Annotated in this window: 18 protein-coding genes and 1 tRNA gene; 10 read left to right on the top strand and 9 right to left on the bottom strand. The window is 69.3% G+C overall.

The window, feature by feature from the left end:
* Positions 1–57: 57 nt before the first annotated feature.
* A complete protein-coding gene (locus ACFVW6_RS15345; protein WP_378827408.1) occupies positions 58–921 on the bottom strand; it encodes an SDR family NAD(P)-dependent oxidoreductase in 864 nt (287 codons plus the stop codon).
* Positions 922–1,022: 101 nt separating this feature from the next.
* Here ACFVW6_RS15345 and ACFVW6_RS15340 point away from each other — a divergent pair, with 101 nt between their 5' ends.
* The gene (locus ACFVW6_RS15340; RefSeq protein WP_378827410.1) at positions 1,023–1,604 is read left to right on the top strand and encodes a CGNR zinc finger domain-containing protein; all 582 of its coding nucleotides are present in this window, start codon (positions 1,023–1,025) and stop codon (positions 1,602–1,604) included.
* A gap of 252 nt (positions 1,605–1,856) precedes the next feature.
* Here the strand turns inward: ACFVW6_RS15340 and ACFVW6_RS15335 are convergent.
* A tRNA-Asn gene (locus ACFVW6_RS15335) sits at positions 1,857–1,929 on the bottom strand.
* Between the two features lie 214 nt (positions 1,930–2,143).
* Between ACFVW6_RS15335 and ACFVW6_RS15330 the strand changes: the two genes are divergently transcribed.
* Positions 2,144–2,389, top strand: coding sequence for a hypothetical protein (locus tag ACFVW6_RS15330; protein WP_355278813.1), 246 nt, complete (start codon positions 2,144–2,146; stop codon positions 2,387–2,389).
* A gap of 1 nt (position 2,390) precedes the next feature.
* Here the strand turns inward: ACFVW6_RS15330 and dnaG are convergent, their stop codons facing one another.
* From dnaG to ACFVW6_RS15305, 5 genes are all read right to left on the bottom strand, one after another.
* Positions 2,391–4,325 (bottom strand): DNA primase, encoded by a 1,935-nt coding sequence (gene dnaG, locus ACFVW6_RS15325; protein WP_378827412.1) that lies wholly within the window; start codon positions 4,323–4,325, stop codon positions 2,391–2,393.
* 25 nt (positions 4,326–4,350) lie between these two features.
* A complete protein-coding gene (locus ACFVW6_RS15320) occupies positions 4,351–5,604 on the bottom strand; it encodes a deoxyguanosinetriphosphate triphosphohydrolase (RefSeq protein ID WP_378827414.1) in 1,254 nt (417 codons plus the stop codon).
* A 6-nt stretch (positions 5,605–5,610) separates the two neighbouring features.
* Positions 5,611–6,303: a YdcF family protein gene (locus ACFVW6_RS15315; protein WP_378827416.1), complete on the bottom strand. Its 693-nt coding sequence runs from the start codon at positions 6,301–6,303 to the stop codon at positions 5,611–5,613.
* Positions 6,304–6,308: 5 nt separating this feature from the next.
* Positions 6,309–6,512: a hypothetical protein gene (locus ACFVW6_RS15310; RefSeq protein WP_378827418.1), complete on the bottom strand. Its 204-nt coding sequence runs from the start codon at positions 6,510–6,512 to the stop codon at positions 6,309–6,311.
* Between the two features lie 548 nt (positions 6,513–7,060).
* The gene (locus tag ACFVW6_RS15305) at positions 7,061–7,738 is read right to left on the bottom strand and encodes an MBL fold metallo-hydrolase (protein WP_378827421.1); all 678 of its coding nucleotides are present in this window, start codon (positions 7,736–7,738) and stop codon (positions 7,061–7,063) included.
* Positions 7,739–7,810: 72 nt separating this feature from the next.
* Between ACFVW6_RS15305 and ACFVW6_RS15300 the strand changes: the two genes are divergently transcribed.
* A complete protein-coding gene (locus ACFVW6_RS15300; protein ID WP_378827423.1) occupies positions 7,811–9,823 on the top strand; it encodes a TPM domain-containing protein in 2,013 nt (670 codons plus the stop codon).
* A 45-nt stretch (positions 9,824–9,868) separates the two neighbouring features.
* Positions 9,869–10,687, top strand: a complete 819-nt coding sequence (locus ACFVW6_RS15295) for a MerR family transcriptional regulator (RefSeq protein ID WP_378827425.1) — start codon at positions 9,869–9,871, stop codon at positions 10,685–10,687.
* A gap of 18 nt (positions 10,688–10,705) precedes the next feature.
* Here the strand turns inward: ACFVW6_RS15295 and ACFVW6_RS15290 are convergent, their stop codons facing one another.
* Together ACFVW6_RS15290 and ACFVW6_RS15285 are read right to left on the bottom strand one after the other, a co-directional pair.
* Positions 10,706–11,977 carry an acyltransferase gene (locus ACFVW6_RS15290; protein WP_378827427.1) on the bottom strand — a complete coding sequence of 424 codons (1,272 nt, stop codon included), beginning with the start codon at positions 11,975–11,977 and terminating at the stop codon, positions 10,706–10,708.
* Positions 11,978–12,126: 149 nt separating this feature from the next.
* Positions 12,127–13,527 carry a glycine--tRNA ligase gene (locus ACFVW6_RS15285; protein ID WP_378827429.1) on the bottom strand — a complete coding sequence of 467 codons (1,401 nt, stop codon included), beginning with the start codon at positions 13,525–13,527 and terminating at the stop codon, positions 12,127–12,129.
* A 155-nt stretch (positions 13,528–13,682) separates the two neighbouring features.
* Between ACFVW6_RS15285 and ACFVW6_RS15280 the strand changes: the two genes are divergently transcribed.
* The 6 genes from ACFVW6_RS15280 to ACFVW6_RS15255 all read left to right on the top strand — a co-directional run bounded on the left by ACFVW6_RS15280 (position 13,683) and on the right by ACFVW6_RS15255 (position 17,754).
* On the top strand, positions 13,683–14,087 hold the full coding sequence (locus ACFVW6_RS15280; protein WP_378827432.1) for a hypothetical protein: 405 nt from the start codon (positions 13,683–13,685) through the stop codon (positions 14,085–14,087).
* 82 nt (positions 14,088–14,169) lie between these two features.
* Complete coding sequence (locus ACFVW6_RS15275; RefSeq protein ID WP_355278787.1) at positions 14,170–14,520, top strand: metalloregulator ArsR/SmtB family transcription factor; 351 nt, start codon at positions 14,170–14,172, stop codon at positions 14,518–14,520.
* Between the two features lie 4 nt (positions 14,521–14,524).
* On the top strand, positions 14,525–14,974 hold the full coding sequence (locus tag ACFVW6_RS15270) for a Fur family transcriptional regulator (protein WP_355278784.1): 450 nt from the start codon (positions 14,525–14,527) through the stop codon (positions 14,972–14,974).
* A gap of 127 nt (positions 14,975–15,101) precedes the next feature.
* Positions 15,102–15,392 (top strand): hypothetical protein, encoded by a 291-nt coding sequence (locus ACFVW6_RS15265; protein ID WP_378827435.1) that lies wholly within the window; start codon positions 15,102–15,104, stop codon positions 15,390–15,392.
* On the top strand, positions 15,392–17,248 hold the full coding sequence (locus ACFVW6_RS15260; RefSeq protein ID WP_378827437.1) for an alpha/beta hydrolase: 1,857 nt from the start codon (positions 15,392–15,394) through the stop codon (positions 17,246–17,248). The genes ACFVW6_RS15265 and ACFVW6_RS15260 overlap by 1 nt, the downstream gene beginning before the upstream one ends.
* Positions 17,245–17,754, top strand: coding sequence for a hypothetical protein (locus ACFVW6_RS15255; RefSeq protein WP_378827439.1), 510 nt, complete (start codon positions 17,245–17,247; stop codon positions 17,752–17,754). Before ACFVW6_RS15260 ends, ACFVW6_RS15255 begins: the two co-directional genes overlap by 4 nt.
* Positions 17,755–17,805 lie beyond the last annotated feature (51 nt).

The following is a 17,805-nucleotide window of genomic DNA, read 5'->3' as shown; positions in this document are numbered from 1 at the left end:
TATGACGCGGCCGCCTCGGCATCCTGCAAGCAGCGGCCCGAGCCACTGCGGAAGTGCCTATCGGCTGTGGACGTGAGCGCTGGGCTCGGCGTCGACCAGGTTGGTGACGGTGGCCCACTTGTCGAGTTCGGCGAGGCGTGCGGTGAGCGCGGTGCGCATACTGTCGGCGCCGGCGATGCCCAGGGCGAGGCGGCGGGGTGGGTTGTCGTCGGCCACGGCCGTACGGATCCCGGCGGCCACGCGATCGACGCCGGAGAACGCCGATGCCGGCAGCGCTTGGATCGCCTGCTGTAGGGCCCGCACCGTCTGGTCGTAGTCGGCGTGGGTTGCTGTAGCCGTGTCGAGGTTGGACAGGAAAGGCGTTGCGGTGAGGCCGGGCTCGACGAGAGTCACGTGGAGCCCGAGTGGCGCCACTTCGAGTGCGAGCGCGTCGGAGAGCCCTTCGACGGCGTACTTCGTGGCCGCGAGTAGCCCGACGCCGGGATCTGCGGTCTGGCCGTAGTAGGACGAGCCCTGCAGGATGTGCCCGGACCGCTGGCCCCGCAGCACCGGCAGTGTCGCGCGCAGCACGTTGAGTACGCCGAAGACGTTGGTATCGAAGATTGCCCGCGCCTGCCCGTCGGCCGCTTCCTCGACCGCCCCGAAGAGTCCATAGCCGGCGAGGTTGGCGACGATGTCGATGCGGCCGAAGCGAGCCACGCTCTGCTCGACCGCCTTCGCGACGGCTGCCTCGTTGCGCACGTCTGCCTCGACTGCGAGCAGTTGGTCGTGTTCTCCCAGTTCAGCGAGGGTTTCGGTGCGTCGAGCCACAGCAACCACAGCTTCTCCGGCCGCCAGCGCCTGAACTGCGAGCTCGCGTCCGATGCCCGAGGAAGCGCCGGTGATGAACCAGATCGGTGGGGTGTTTCCTGCATGTGTCATGTTGCGAGCGTAACCATGTAGCCCACAACATATCAAGTGATTTCCGCCTAAAAGTTGTGATCAAACGAGCTAGCCGCTTGTGGCGTTGCTATCCTGGAACGGTGGAGGCGACATATGAGGCACCGAAGTGGAGCGACGATGCCGCAGTTCTGGTGCTGCAGTTCGTCAACACCAGAGCCGACGGCGCGGGGCGCGTCGAGGTCTTCGACACAGCTTCGGGATTCGCGGACTGGGCGATCGAGCAGGGCCTGCTCGCCGCCGCCGTCGTGGTGACCGACTCCGACGCGGCGGCCGCGCGTGAGCTGCGCGACGCACTGGTCACGGTGCTGCTGACGCACGCGGGTGATCCAGAAATCGGTGACGCCCTGGTCGCCGAGGCGGAACGGTATCTGCTGCAGGCCGGCGTTCGCTATCCGCTCGCAACGGTCGTCACCGCGGAAACGGCGCAGCTCCGCGCCGGATCGACCGGTGTCCCCGGCGCTTTGGGTGCCGTTCTCGCCGCGGTGACCGAGACGGCGCAGCGCGGCGACTGGATGCGGATCAAAGCATGCTGCAATCCGCCGTGCCACTTCGGCTTCATCGATCGCACCCGCAACCGGGCGGCGCGCTACTGCAGCCCTGGATGCGGATCGCAGGTGTCGATGCGCGCTCTTCGGCAGCGCCGCAAGCAAGCCGGCTCCTGAACAAACCTGCCCACCAGAACAACTCGGGCGCTCGGCGTTCAGATGTGTTCGACAGGCACCACACGCATCCGCACCCGATGACCAGTCGGCTTCCTTCGCCTCGATCTGGGCACCCAGTCGTGGGGCCGGGCATTCGGTCGTCACGGTGCTGCATACGGGCAGTACGAACCGGATTTCTTGGCATATTTTTGGTCGCGGCCCGCAGACAAAACCAGGTCAAGCACGGTGATCGTGCCTGACCTGGTAGTTATGCTCCCCCATCTGGACTCGAACCAGAAACCTGCCGATTAACAGTCGGCTGCTCTGCCAATTGAGCTATAGGGGAATACTCTCCTGAACCGTTAGACTCAGGCGGTCTGCCTTGGCGGGCTGACCGAGATGAAACTTTAGCGCATGGCATCGCAGGTTCCCAAATCGGGCCGCTACCTGCGGACATGCGGCGTATAACGATGTGCTGACGAACGGTGGCCGGATCGACAGGGGTGGGGCCACTGGGGCAGGATGGAGCCCGCACACAGACGTGGGAGGAGCTCCAGGAGATGCTGCGGTTGATCATCGGCGTAGCGGCCGGTTATGTGCTGGGCACCAAGGCCGGGCGCGCGCGCTACGAGCAGATCAGTGCGGCGACGCGCGCCGTCGCGGGGAGCCCGGTGACGAAGAAGCTGGTGTCGGTGAGCCGGCAGAAGCTGTCGGACAAGTTGAGCACGCAGCCGAAGCTGGAGCCGATGACGCCGATCGACGAGCGCACCACGGTGCTGGTGCCGCACAACCAGCTGCGCCGCTGACTCAGGCGCCCGCCGCGAAGCCTTCGCTGCCCATCGCCTGGGCGGCGAGGCTCTTGCGGTACTGCTCGAGCGCGACCAGGTCGCCGAACAGGGTCATGTAGGTGTCGGGCTCTTCGCTGGCCGACAGTCGCTGCAGCTTCGACTTCAGTTCGGCGATCTGACGGCCGACCCAGGCTTCCTGGGTGCGCGCCAGCACGCCGGTGATGAAGCGCGGGATGTCGTTCTGGGAGCGCACCGGCAGCTGCTCGTTGGCGAGCTCGGAGACCAGCGCGCGCGTCATCAGATCGTCGGTGTGGTCGGCCACGGCCGCGACCCACTCCGCGCCGCCGAGCCCGGCCGCCGTGCCACCGGCTTGCGCGATCATGATGCGCACGGCCACGTAGGCCGGATGGGTGAACGCGGCGGTGTCGATGGAGTCGAACACCACACCCGCGATGCCGGGGTATTGCAGTGCGGCGCTGAGAGTTTGGCGCTGCGCGAGCAGCACAGGGTCGTTGGGCGCCGGGCGCACCGAGGAGCTCTCCTCGACCCGCGGCGCGGCAATCGGTTCGGCGCTCGCCTTTCCGGCCTGCTTGCCCGGACCGGCGGCACCGCCCATCCGGTTCTTCTTGGCTTCCTCGCCGACGCGGCGGACGACGAGCTGGATGTCGTCCCAGCCGACCCAGCCAGCCAGTTTGGTCGCGTAGCCCTTGCGGGTCGCGTTGTCCTTGATCTGGGCCACCACGGGCACGGTGCGGCGCAGCGCCTCGACCCTGCCCTCGACGTCGTCGAGGTTGTGTTCGGCGAGCAGACCGCGAATCACGAACTCGTAGAGCGGGGTCCGACGCGCGACCAGATCGCGGACCGCGGCGTCGCCGGAGTGCTGGCGCAGTTCGCACGGGTCCTGACCGTCGGGGGCGACGGCGATATAGGTCTGGCCGGCCAGGCGCTGATCGCCGCTGAACGCCTTCAGGGCGGCGGCTTGGCCCGCCGCGTCACCGTCGAAGGTGTAGATGATCTCGCCGCGCCAGAAGTTGTCGTCCATCAGGAGCCTGCGCAGCACCTGGAGATGCTCCTCGCCGAAGGCGGTGCCACAGGAGGCGACGGCGGTCTTCACCCCGGCCAGGTGCATGGCCATCACGTCGGTGTAGCCCTCGACGACGACGGCCTGATGCCCCTTGGAGATCTCGCGCTTGGCGTGGTCGAGCCCGAAGAGCACCTGGGACTTCTTGTACAGCAACGTCTCCGGCGTGTTCACGTACTTGCCGGGCATGGTGTCGTCGTCGAAGAGCTTGCGCGCGCCGAACCCGATCACCTCGCCACCGAGGTTGCGGATCGGCCACAGCAGCCTGCGGTGGAACCGGTCGATCGGCCCCCGCTTGCCCTGCTTGGACAGCCCGGCCGCTTCCAGCTCCTTGAACTCGAAACCCTTGCGCAGCAGGTGCTTGGTGAGCGCGTCCCAGCCGCCGGGCGCGTAGCCGCAGCCGAACTGCTGGGCGGCCGCGCCGTCGAAGTTGCGGTCGGTCAGGTACTTGCGCGCGGTCTCGGCCTCGGGCTCGCGCAGCTGCGCCATGTAGTACTCGTGCGCGGCCGCGTTGGCGGCGACCAGCCGGGAGCGGGTACCGCGGTCGCGCTGGACCGAGGTGCCGCCGCCCTCGTAGTTGATCTGGTAGCCGATGCGGTCGGCCATCTGCTCGACGGCCTCGACGAAGCCGATGTGCTCGATCTGCTGCAGGAACTTGTAGACGTCACCGCCCTCACCACAGCCGAAGCAGTGGAACAGGCCGTGGTTGGGCCGCACGTGGAACGACGGCGACTTCTCGTCGTGGAAGGGGCACAGGCCCTTGATCGAGTCGGCGCCCGCGCGCTTGAGCGCGACGTACTCACCGACGACGTCTTCGATCCGGACCCGGTCACGGATCGCCGCGATATCGCGATCTGGGATTCGTCCGGCCACGATCAGTGAGTCTAGTCGGGTCGGCTCAGCGGCAGTCCAGCGAGGCGGCGACGCGCTCGAAGCGGCTCTCGGTGTAGGAGGCGATCTGGTCGATCACCACGCGCACCCTGGCGGTGTCGTCGGTGGCGGCGTTCCACCAGGGCAGCATCTGGTCGTCCAGGTGGGCGGGCGCGGTGGTGAGCAGGCGGTCGGCGACAGCCTGCACCCGTTCGCGCTGGGTCTGCTGGCGGGCCAGGTGGCCGCGGTCGGACCGCACGTAGCGCAGGGCGACCGTCTTGAGGACCGCAACCTCGGCGGCCACGATCGGCGGCACGATCAGGTCGGCCTCGTAGCGGAGGAGCGGGCCCGGCCCGTACCGCTCGTGGGTGGCGGCGATCGCGGCCGTCGCGAACCGGCCCACCAGCTCGCTGGTGAGCCGCTTGAGCGCCACCGAGGCGGCGAAGGTGCCGTCGTAGTCCACCGCGTCGGCGACGACGTCGAGTTCGGACAGGCGCTGCGCGGCGGCGGCCAGCGCGTCGATCGACTGGTCCGGGTGCTGGCCGTGGCCCTGCTCGGCGAGGGCGGCCTGTTCGCTGGGGTCGGCCAGGGCGCGCAGGTCGATCCGGCCGACGATCACGCCGTCCTCCACGTCGTGCACCGAGTAGGCGACGTCGTCGGACCAGTCCATGATCTGGCATTCCAGGCTCTGCTTGCGGTCCGGCGCGTCCTTGCGCACCCAGGCCAGGCGCTCGAGGTCGTCCTCGTAGGCGCCGAACTTGGTGCCGGAACCGCTTCTGCCCCACGGGTATTTGAGGGTCGCGTCCAGGGCGGCGCGGGTCAGGTTGAGACCGGCGCTCTCCCCCGCCGGGTCGAGCACCTTCGGTTCGAGGCGGGTCAGGATGCGCAGGTTCTGCGCGTTGCCCTCGAAACCGCCGTATTCGTCGGCGAATTCGTCGAGGGCGCGTTCGCCGTTGTGGCCGTAGGGCGGATGGCCGATGTCGTGGGCGAGGCCGGCCAGGTCGACGAGATCGGGGTCGGCGCCCACGCCGTCGGCGATGCTGCGGCCGATCTGGGCGACTTCGAGCGAATGGGTGAGCCGGGTGCGCGGGGTGTCGCCCTCGCGCGGGCCCATGACCTGGGTCTTGTCGGCGAGGCGGCGCAGCGCCGCCGAGTGCAGCACGCGGGCCCGGTCGCGGGAGAACTCACTGCGGTGGCCCTTGTCCGCGGCGCCCGGCCAGGCGGTCTTGCCCGGCTCGTGGACCATCCGTTCCCGGTCGTGCGGGGTGTAGCTGTCGCTCATCGAATCTCACTGTCCCGCCGTGTAAGAGAAGTCTGCCGAGAAATGGGTGAGCTGGTACCAGAGCAGCGCGCCGGTCTCGCGGGCGATGCCGTGGAACTGCGATTCCCTGGTGTAGACCGCCGGTCCGGTGCGGGTCGGCGCGGTCCACGCGTCCAGTCCGGCGTCGCGAGCCATCGTCCTGGTCCGCAGTGAATGCCACGGATCGCTGACGAGTACGGCCGATGACATCCCGCGCGCCGTCATCGCGGTCGACACCGCTTCGACGCTGCGCAGCGTGTCGGATCCGGTCTCCACCGCGAGGATGTCCTCGCTGGGGACGCCCTTGTCCTCGAGGTAGCGCTTGCCCGAGGCGGCCTCGGTGTAGAGGTCGCCCTCCTGTTTGCCACCGACGGTGATCACCCGGGGCGCGACGCCGACCTCGTAGAGTCGCCACGCCTGGTACAGCCGCGCCTCGAAGACCGACGAGGGGGTGCCCGAGTACTGCGCGGCGCCGAGCACCACGATCGCGTCGGCCTTGGTGTAGTCGTCGATGCGGGCGACCTGCCACACCCGGAAGGCGGTCCCGGCCACGAGGACCACGCCCATCAGCACCGCACCGGCGATCAACCGGCCGATCCATCGCGAGACCGACGACGCGAGCCCGTGCGGGCGACGAGCATCCGGGGCAGGTGCGGCCGTGCGCGGGAAACCCGATTTCATCCTGATCAGTGTGCCAGGTCGGTACGACGACCGATCATGCCAGCGGTCACCACCGGATTCCGGTCCGGTGAACTACCGACAGCGGGACCGTCCGCCCAGGCGATCCGCGCGGCGATCTCGACCATCGAACGGACCAGCGGGCTGTCGACCAGCCCGGCGGGGGTGAGTTTCGCGCCGAATGCCGCGGTGTCCGGCGCCGGTGTGGTCACGGCTGTGGCGGGAACGAGCGCGCCGCATCGATTCGAGTAGTCCAACTACTCGACAATTGCCTGGTCAGGGGCGTGTACTGAAAACGGTGGCCTGCTACGACACCAGGACACCTCTGCTGGGTGGTCCGGGCAACCGGGTGTCCCTCCCACGGTCGCCCGCGCACCGGGCGGCATCGGTCGATCCCCGTGGACCGGCCGCAGAAGGTTCCACATAAGGGTTTCCCACAACCAGGATGCGCGAACCTGATTTGTTGTGTTTTTCACGGCTCCTCGAAGGGGGTGCCCGCCCTAACAGGTAAATCTCCGCGCGACCTCCCCGAATCTCGATTCCGGAGCGGCCACGTGACCCAGCTAGACAACGAGACCTTCGCGGTGACGGTGTCCCGCGGAGATTCAGTCATCTTCCACTGGACATTCCGTCCCCGGACCATCAAGAAGGTCCATCGGGTCGGCGGTGAGATCACCGTTTTGGAGTAGGCGGCGTCAGAACCGTCGGAGCAACGGCATCAGGGCCCGGGCCTGGTGCCGTTCTTCCGTCTCGGGCCGGTTCACCAGCCTCGTTCCCGCCATTCGGCGAGGTGCGGACGTTCGTCGCCGAGCGTGGTGTCGTCACCGTGGCCCGGATAGACGACGGTGTCGTCGGCGAAGCGGTCGAACAGCTTGGTGGTGACGTCGGTGAGCAGGGTGTCGAAGTCGGCCGGGTTGTGGGTCTTGCCGACGCCACCGGGGAACAGCGAGTCGCCGGTGAACAGGTGGGCGCGGCCCGCGCCGTCGACGAGCGCCAGGGCGATGGAACCGGGCGTGTGGCCGCGCAGGTGGATCGCTTCGAGGACGATATCGCCGACCTGGACCGTGTCACCGTCGGCGAGCAGCCGGTCGGGCCGCACCGGCAGGGGGTCGGCGTCGAGGGGGTGGGCAGCGGTCTCGACACCGAGCGCGTCGGTGACCTCGGACAGTGCCTGCCAGTGGTCGGGGTGCTGATGGGTGGTGACGATCAGGTCGATCTGGCCGGGGGTCTCCTGACCGGTGAGCTCGAGGATGCGGGCGGCGTCGTTGGCCGCGTCGATCAGGATCGCGGCGCCGGTGGCCGTGCTCTGCACGAGGTAGGTGTTGTTGTCCATCGGACCGACCGACATCTTCACGATGCGGGCGCCGGGGACATCCCGCTGCTGGGCGGCTCCGGTCGCGGTGACATGTCCGGTGTAGAGACGATCGACTGTGGCCATCCGCCGATCGTAGAAGCCACGCTGCGCGCTGTCGTACCCGCGTGGTCGCCGTGCGCCCGTTAGATTCGACACATGCGGCAGTCGAGGAAGAGTTCGGCCCCACGATCGGTTCCGGTGCGCGCCACGGCCGGTCTGCTCTGCGCGGTGCTGGCCGCGGTGAGCCTGCTGTGCGCGCCGGGCGCGGCGGCGGAGCCGCCCGCGCGGATGGGACCGCAGGTGGTCGACACCGCCGAGGTGCTCAGCGGCGCCGACGAGGCCAGGGTGCTCGCGGCCGTCGATCAGCTCTACCGCGATCACCAGGTCAAGCTCTGGGTGATCTACGTGCGGAACTTCGCCGCGCAGGCGCCGCGGGACTGGGCCGCCAGGACCGCCGAGCTCTCCGGCTTCGCCGACCGCGATCTGCTGCTCGCGGTCGCCGTCGACGATCGCGGCTACTGGCTGCACGGCACCCTGCCCGACGGCGTCACCGACGACGAGCTGGACACGCTGCTCGCGAGCACGGTGGAACCCGATCTGCGCGACCGCAAATGGGCGCAGGCCGGGGTCGACACCGCCGACGGCATCGGCTCGGCGATGCGCGGCGCCGGCGTGCCGTGGGTTTGGCTGGTCGGCATCGGGCTGGTGGTCGTCGTCGGGGCGGGCGGGCTGATCCTGTTCTCCCGCAAGCGTCGTCGCGATCGGGACCGGGCCGAGCTGAGCAATGCCCGCGCGGTCGACCCGGCGGATTCGGGTGCGCTGGCGAAACTGTCGTTGCCGACGCTGCACGCGCTCTCGCGCGAACGGCTCGTCGAGATCGACGACGCCGTGCGCACCAGCACCGAGGAACTGGCCTTGGCCACCAGCGAATTCGGCGAGACCGCGGTGACGCCGTTCCGCACCGCGCTCGACGCCGCCCGCGCCGCGACCGCCAAGGCGTTCACGATCCGCCAGCAGCTCGACGACGCGGTCCCGGAAACCCCGGACCAGCAGCGCAGCATGCTGATCGACCTGATCTCCACCGCGGGCAAGGCCGACCGCGAACTCGACGCCCAGGTGGCCGATTTCGACGCCATGCGCGATCTGCTCATCGACGCGCCCGCCCGGCTGGACGGGCTGACCCGCGACATCGTCGACCTGACCGCGCGCACACCCGCGTCCGACACCGAACTGGCCCGGCTGGATTCGGCCTACCCCGCCTCGGTGCTGGCGCCGATCCGCGACAACGTGCGGATGGCGACGGAACGGATCACCTTCGCCGAGCAGAACATCGACACCGCCCGCACCGCGCTGACCCAGCCGGTCGGGCAGCAGGGCGGCGCGGTCGCGGCGATCCGCGCGGCCGAGGGCGCGATCGGCCAGGCCCGCACGCTGCTCGACGCGGTGGACCAAGCCGCGACCAACATCCAGCAGGCCCGCGACGGCCTGCCCGCCGCCCTCGACGAACTCCGCGCCGACCTCGCGGCCGCGGCGGCCCTGACCGAGTACGGCGGGCCCGAACTGGCCGCCGCCGTCGGCGCGGCCACCACGACGCTGAACACCGCCGCCACCGGCGCCGAATCCGATCCGCTCGACGCCTTCCACGACGCCGTCACCGCCGACGCCGAACTGGACCGGGCCATCGCGGCCGCCTCGGATCGCAAACTCGCCGTGGAGGATCTGCGGCGCAGGCTCGATCGGACGCTCACCGACGCGGCCGCCCGCATCGACGCCGCGTCCTCGTTCATCACCACGCGGCGCGGTGGCGTCGACGCCGAGGCGCGGACCCGGCTCTCGGAGGCCCAGCGTCATCTCGCCGAGGCCCGCGGGCTCGCGGCCACCGCGCCCGAGCGCGCGCTCGTCAGCGCGCAGACCGCCGCCGATCTGGGCGGACAGGCCTTGCAGCAGGCGCAGGCCAGCGTGCGCGCGTGGGAGTCGCGGCAGCCGGTGGCGGGCAGTTCGCAGGCCGGTGCGGTGCTCGGCGGCATCCTGCTCGACGGGTTCCTGCGCGGCTCGATCGGCGGCGCGACCCGGCGCGGTGGCGGCGGTTTCGGTGGCGGCGGGTACCGGCCGGGTTCCTACGGCGGCTCGTCGGGGTCGCGCCGGGTCAGCCGGGGCGGCCGATTCTGAGCGCTTGACCCTCACACCGTGTGAGGCCGTACACCGGAAGGCGTCATGTTCAGTATCGGAGATTTCGCCAGACACGGTCAGGTGTCGGTGCGCATGCTGCGCCACTACGACGCCGTCGGATTGCTGCGGCCGGCCCGGGTCGACCCGGCCACCGGCTACCGGTTCTACGCGGCCGCCCAGCTGGCCCGGCTCAACCGGCTCGTCGCGCTCAAGGAGCTCGGGTTCACCCTGGAACAGGTGGGCCGGATGCTCGACCCCGGCCCCGGGCCCGGCGAGCTGCGCGGCATGCTCGCGATGCGCCGGGCGGAGCTGGAGCAGCGGATCGCGGCCGACGGCGCCCGGCTGACCGAGGTCGAGGTGCGACTCCGCATCATCGAGAAGGAGGGCGTCATGCCCGATCAGGATGTCGTCGTCAAATCGCTGCCCGCGGTCCGGGTGGCCGAATCGACCGGGGTCGCCGCGGGATTCGAGCCCGCCGCGATCAGCCCCGTGATCCAGCCGCTGTTCGGCGGGCTCTGGGAGAAGATCACCGCGGCCGGAATCCCCGTGGTCGGGCCCGCCATCGCGTACTACCGCGAGCTGCCCGACGGCACCGTCGGTATCCACGCGTGCGTGCCGGTCGACGTGGAACCCGACGCCGCGCCGGGATTCTCGATCGTCGACCTGCCCGCCCAGGGCCGGGTGGCGACCACCATCCACCGCGGCAGTGTCGACGGGATCGGCGCGGCCTGGCAGGCGCTGGGCCGCTGGGTGGAGGACAACGGGTACCGTACCGCGGCTCCGGTCCGCGAGGTCACGCTGGAGTGGACGCCCGACCCCGCCGGATGGGTCACCGAGCTTCAGGAACCGATCGCGCCGCGCTGATTGCCGCGGAAGGTCCGGTCAGGCGCTGGCCGCCTCCGCCGCCGCGGGGCGGCCGGTCAGCTCGGCGGCGAGCGCCGGCAGCAGTTCGCTCGCCCGCGGTCCGCCGCCGAGCCTGGCCAGGGTGAGCCGGCCGAGGTAGGTGTAGACGAGGAAGGTCACGGCCGCCGAGGCACCGGTGGACGGGCGGGGGTGGGCCGAGAGGTAGACGATCTCGTAGTCGTCGAGGATCAGCCCGGCCGGCGCGCGGAAGGTGGGCACGGTGCCGGTATTGGTCAGGGCGATGTGCCCGGCGGTGGAGTGCACGCGGGTGGGACCGAAGAAGTCGGGGAAGTGCAGTACCGACTGTTCGATCACGCCACCGGCCAGGTCGTCGTGCAGCGCGGTGCCGATCCGGCGGGCCAGCGCGACGATGTCGTCGGTCTCGGTGACGTCGGTGGTGAACGCGGCCAGGCCGGAGATATTGGTGCCCGCCGCGGCGGCGAGCGGCGGGTCGAGGCGCCTGCGCATATCGACCGGATAGAGACAGCCGACCTGCGCGACATCGTAGAGCGCGGCGAAGGCGCGCAACGCCGCCGCGGTGACCAGCCCGTTCACACTCACCGCGTGGGTGCGCGCCAGTTCCAGGACCCGCGCGGTCGCGATGGGGTCCAGGTGGATGCGGTCCGGCCGCGCCAGCGCGGGCGTCGCGGGTGGTGAGGGTTCGACGACCCCGACCGCGTCGGCGACGACCAGCGGCCGGATCACGGCTTCGAGCCCCGACTTCGGTCCGCGCGTGGTCCCCCGCCGTGCCAGCAGCGATTCCAGCGATACCGGGTATTCCCGGGCGGCGGCCGCGATGGTGCCCGTTTCCACGTGGTCGGTGTAGTACCCCCACAGCCGCTCGAACAGCTCCACACAGTGCCCGGCATCGGCGACACTGTGGTGCACGAACAGCGTGACCCTGGCCCGATCCTCTTCGGCGAGAACCACATCCAGATAGCCCAGCTGGGCGCCGGGATCCATCGACTCGGTCGGGATGCGTACCTCGTCGGGATCGCCGAAGCTCACCCAGGCGCCGACCGGCTCGATGTGCCCGGGGCGCACCAGGATTCCGGTCTCGGTGTCGTCCTCGACGATCCGGCAGACCAGGATCGGGAAGGCGTGTTGCAGGGCGGCGAAGGCCGCGCCGAGGGCGGCCGCGTCGAGTTCACCGCGCAGGGTCACCGAGCGTCCGGTGAAGGTGGCGTGCCGAACGAATCGTTGTTCCGACGGGTCGAGCTCCCGCAGCACGTCTTCCGGTTCCCACAGCACAACGGAAAGAGTGAGGCACGCGGCCCACCGACGCAAACCGCCGGGTACGCACTGTGATCACCTGCACGCCGCCGCGCGTGCGCGATCGTCGCGCGGGAACGCGCGGAGCCCGCGTCGCACGTGGCGACGCGGGCTCCGGACGGTCGGTATCAGGCGCCGAGCAGGCGGGTGGCGAGGTAGGACTCCACCTTGTCCAGGGCGATGCGCTCCTGCGCCATCGAGTCGCGCTCGCGGATCGTGACGGCCTGATCGTCGAGGGTGTCGAAGTCGACGGTGATGCAGAACGGGGTGCCGATCTCGTCCTGGCGACGGTAGCGGCGGCCGATGGCACCGGCGTCGTCGAAGTCGACGTTCCAGTGCTTGCGCAGCTGCGCGGCGAGGTCCTTGGCCTTGGGCGTCAGGTCGGCGTTGCGCGACAGCGGCAGCACCGCGGCCTTGACCGGCGACAGCCGCGGGTCCAGCCGCAGGCTGATCCGCTCCTCGGTGGTGCCCTTGGCGGTGGGCACCTGGTCGACGGTGTAGGCGTCGACCAGGAACGCCATCAGCGAGCGGGTCAGACCGGCCGCGGGCTCGATGACGTACGGGATGTAGCGCTCACCGGAGGCCTGATCGAAGTAGCTCAGGTCGGTGCCCGAGTGCTCCGAATGCGTGCGCAGGTCGTAGTCGGTGCGGTTGGCGATGCCCTCGAGCTCGCCCCACTCGCTGCCCTGGAAGCGGAAGCGGTACTCGATGTCGGTGGTGCCCGCCGAGTAGTGCGACAGCTTTTCCTTGGGGTGGTCGTAGAGGCGCAGGTTGTCGGGATCGATGCCGAGGTCGGTGTACCAGGCCAGGCGGGTCTCGATCCAGTACTTGTGCCACTCGGCGTCCTCGCCGGGCTTGACGAAGAACTCCATCTCCATCTGCTCGAACTCGCGGGTCCGGAAGATGAAGTTGCCGGGGGTGATCTCGTTGCGGAAGCTCTTGCCGATCTGGGCGATGCCGAACGGCGGCTTCTTGCGCGCGGTGGTCTCGACGTTCTTGTAATTGACGAAGATGCCCTGCGCGGTCTCGGGGCGCAGGTAGTGCAGGCCCTCTTCGTCGTCGACCGGGCCGAGGAAGGTCTTGAGCAGGCCGGAGAAGTTCTTCGGCTCGGTCCACTTGCCCGGCTGGCCGGTCTCGGGATCGTTGATGTCGGCCAGACCGTTGGCCGGCGGGTGGCCGTGCTTCTCCTCGTACGCCTCGAGCAGGTGGTCGGCGCGGTAGCGCTTGTGCGTGTGCAGCGACTCGACCAGCGGATCGGAGAAGGTCTCGACGTGGCCGGAGGCCTCCCAGACCTGGCGCGGCAGGATCACCGAGGAGTCGAGGCCGACGACATCGTCGCGGCTGGTGACCATGGTCCGCCACCACTGCCGCTTGATGTTCTCCTTCAGTTCGACGCCCAGCGGACCGTAGTCCCACGCCGACTTGGTGCCTCCGTAGATCTCACCGCACGGGTAAACCAGACCCCGGCGCTTGGCGAGGTTGGCAACGGTGTCCACCTTCGACTTGGGTGCCACGCGAGATTTCTCCATCCCTTGGGAGTCGGACAAGTATGTCGACAAGGGTATCGGCACCGGCCAACCGGTTTTGCACCGCACGGGCGAAGTAGCGCCGCGACGGCCGCTCGGCGACAGGTTCGGCACTTTCTCGGACAACCGGCGCGCCTGGTGTCCGCCGATGTTCTTCAATGGAGGCACGGCAGGTGATCGTCGCCGCCCGGCTGAATCGCCATGTGCTCGAATCCCATGACGCCGAGCCGGTGCTCGCGCTGCTGTCGGCCCAGGCGGCCACCGGCGCACGCGAGCTGATCCGGCCGGGCAACGAGGCCGAGACCTGGTGGGTGTCGGCCAAGATCGCCGAGGGCTACTCGCTGCTGCCCGCGACGCCCCGGGTGACCGGCACGATGACGCCGCGCGTCGGCGCCGACGGCGAACTGGTGATCAGCACCAACTACCTGGTGGCCTACGCCTTCGAGGCCTCGAACGTGACCCAGCTCGACGACCCACTCGATATCGTGGCCGTCGACCGCTGGGAGGTCGACTACGAGTACTTCGATCCGAACGCGCCGCTGGACGAGCACAGCAACTGCTGATCGTCCCAGCTCAGCGCGCCACGTTCGACATGCGCACGTCTGCATGTCAAAATGGCATCGGTTTCCATTAAGGAGTTGGTTGATGACCACCGATGCCACGGCCGCACACGCGCACAGCCCGTATCACTCTCCCGCCCCCGCCACGGTGCCCGCGCGCCAGGTGCTCGAGGACGCGGGCGAGCTACTGCGCGCGCTGGCCGCCCCGGTGCGGATCGCGATCGTGCTGCAGCTGCGCGAGTCGCCGCGCTGTGTGCACGAACTGGTCGACGCCCTCGGGGTCACCCAGCCGCTGGTCAGCCAGCACCTGCGCATCCTCAAGTCGGCCGGCGTCGTGCACGGCGAGCGCTCGGGCCGCGAGGTGCTCTACGAACTCGTCGACGACCACCTGGCACACATCGTCGTCGACGCCGTCGCCCACGCCGAGGAAGGGTAATCCGGTGGCAGACAATCCCTCCGGCAAGCAGGTCGGGATCCGCAGCACCCGCCAGCGCAGCGCGATCTCGGCGCTGCTCAGCGATATCGATGAATTCCGTTCCGCCCAGGAACTGCACGACGAGCTCCGCAAACGCGGCGAGGGCATCGGCCTGACGACCGTCTACCGAACCTTGCAGTCGCTGGCCGACGCGGGCATGGTCGACGTGCTGCGCACCGACTCCGGCGAGTCCGTCTACCGCCAGTGCTCGAGCGGGCACCACCACCACCTGGTCTGCCGGCACTGCGGCCGCACCGTCGAGGTCGAGGGCCCGACGGTCGAGGCGTGGGCCGCGACCATCGCGGGCGAGCACGGCTTCACCGAGGTCAGCCACACCCTGGAGATCTTCGGCACCTGCCGCGAGTGCGTCGACGCCCGCGCCCGCGCCGAGAAGGACGAGACCGCGACGGTCTAGCCATGTGACTCACATCACATGATGGAACCCCCGGTTCGACTGCCCCGTCCAACCTTCACGAAGAGACCGATCCGCGCGGTGGTACCGACGGCCCGTGGCCGCCTCGGCGCCGAAGGAGGGGGCAATCGTGAGCACACTCGGTGTCGAACCCGATCAACTGACATCGCTGGCTACGACGTGGCGGCAGGAGGCCGACGCGGTCGGCACGCTCGCCTGGTCGGCCATGGGCGAGGCCACCGGCGACGGCAGCGATGTCCTCGCCACCGTCCGCGCCATGACCGACCCCGCGCAGCAGGCGATGTCCTCGATCTCGACCAGGTACACCACCCTGGCCGACCTGATCGACAAGTTCTCCGCCGACATCCAGGCGAAGGACGCCGAGATCGCGGGCGAGATCGGGAAGCTGGGTCCCCGCTGATGCGCCCGACCCTCCCCCAGCTCGACGGCTGGAACCTCGACGGCCTGCACCGCGCCGCCGACGCCGCGCGCGCCAATGCCGATGTCGTGTCCACCTCGGTCGACGACTGCTCGCGCGCCATCGCCACGGCGGGCGGCTGGCACGGCCGGACCAGGGACGCGGCGGGCAGCCGGATCGACGAGGAAGTCGACCACGGCTACGAAGTCCGCACCGTGCTGCTGCGGATCGCCGACGACGCCGAAGACGCGTACCAGGGCCTGAAGCACGCCCGCACCTACGTCCTCGACCAGCGAACCTCGGCCGTTGGCCAGGGTTTCCAGGTCGAACCCGACGGCCGGGTCTCGCACTCCGATCCCGCGAAGGAGGGCGCGGCGGGCGTCTTCCAGCTGAACCTGTTCGGCGGCCTGGACGAAATCGAGCGCCTGGACAGCCAGTTCGGCACCCGCCTGAAGGAATCGCTGGCCGACCTGACCGCGATCCGCGACGGCCAGCCCGACATCACCCTCGCCGACGGCACCGTCCGCGACCCCGATGCCGTGGCGATCCAGCTGGCCGCGATGTCGGACGACGAGCGCGCGACCTTCCTGGCCGGGCTGAGCCCGGAGGCGCAACGTCAGCTGGTGATCGCCGCGCCCGAGAAGCTCGGCAATCTCAACGGCGTGCCGTTCGCCCTGCGGATCGAGGCCAACGAGATCAACATCCGCAACGCACTGACGACGGAGAAGGCGAAACCGGATCCCGACGAATCACGGGTCAAGCAGTTGGAGGCGATGCTCGCGCCGATCCCGAATCCCGAAGGCACCGGCACGCTCACCGCGGCCGCCGCCGCGACCGGCGACAACGCGACGCCCCGGCTCGACATGGTCGACCGCAAGTTCGTCATGTTCAGCACCGAGGGCAACGGCCGGATGATCGAGATGCTCGGCTCGATGAAGGCGGGCTCACCCGGCGTCGGCGTGTACGTCCCCGGCACTTCCACCAACCTGAACGGTTCCGGTTCCAATCACGTCGCCGCGTGGAATCTCGCCGACCAGACCGACAGCCCCGTCTTCCTCTATATGGAAGGCGATTTCCCGCAGAGTCTGACCAGCCTCTCCGACGGGGCGCCGAGCCCCCGGTTCGCCGCCGACATGGCACCGAAGCTGGTGGAGTTCGGTCAGGAGATCGACCGGGAGGTGGCCGCGAACACCCCCGGCACCCCGGTGACCTACGTCGGCCACTCCTACGGCGGTTCGATCGTCGGCTCCGCCGAGCAGCTCGGTCTGCGCGCGGATCGCATCCTGCACGCCTCCTCCGCGGGGACCGGCGTGTTCGATACCGGTTGGAACAACCCGAACCCGAACGTGCAGCGGTACTCGATGACGGCGCCGGGCGATCTGATCGGAGTGGTGCAGTCGTATCCCGAAGGGGGACTGAGCATTCCGGGCGGAATCCACCTCCCTGGCAATCCGCACGCGTCCGAGGCGCTCGGTGGGGATCCGGACGAGGTGCCTGGCGTCATTCGCCTGGACACCGGCTTCTACAGCGATACTTCCCGGGAGCACGCGGACGAGGTGGTGTTCGGAGCTGAGGGCCACGGCGACTACTGGGACGATCCGGGGTCCACCGCGTTCGAGAACATCGTCGGCGTCATCAAGGGCACCGAGGCCACCGGATATGTCGAGCGTGGGATCGAAACGGATTACGTCGATATCGGATTGGGCGACAACGGCAACGGCAGCAAGGAAGGCTTCGATGCCGCGAAAGCAGCAGCAGCCGGCCGTGCTGCCGGGGCGCTCGGCCTCGAGATCGACCCCTACGCGAACCCACGCATCACGGACAACCCCGAACTCGGCCCGAAGATCGATATCGGATGAAGTCGATAACGCTTGCCGCTCTCGCGATCGTGACGGTCACCCTCGCCGGATGTTCCGGCTGGATTCACGAAGGTCCGACCAATCAACAGGTCAAGGACACCACCGGTTTGACCGTGGCCGCCGCACGCCCCATCGTCGCGGACAATTTCGAGCTCATCTGGCCCAGGCCGATCACCGTCGAGCCGGACAAGGTCGATCTGGGGGCAGGTTGCCGGACCGACCCGAACTCGCTGCGTTCGGAAGGCCCACCCTGGCACCCCAGGTACGAAAGGCAGGAGGTCAATCCCTCGCAGGAATTCCTCGACCTCGCCATGGCGAATCTCGAGGCGATGACCGCCCGCGGCTTCACCCTCGTGCCCAGCCAGAACCCCTCCGAAGACCCGGTGAGCAGGTACTACCGGGACTCTCGCGGGTTCTCGGTGGCGTCGTCGCGGATGCGGGTCGGCAAGAACAACGAGGAGGTGCGGTTCATCATGGCCTCCACCTCCCCGTGCGCGGCGGAGTGACGGCCGACCGGCCGGGCACCGCACCGCGCGCCATCGGACGACCCGGCAGTG

Origin of the sequence: Nocardia sp. NPDC058244 (assembly GCF_042882065.1) — a bacterium.
Classification (GTDB): Bacteria; Actinomycetota; Actinomycetes; order Mycobacteriales; family Mycobacteriaceae; genus Nocardia.
This window is presented reverse-complemented; position numbering and strand designations above follow the sequence as displayed.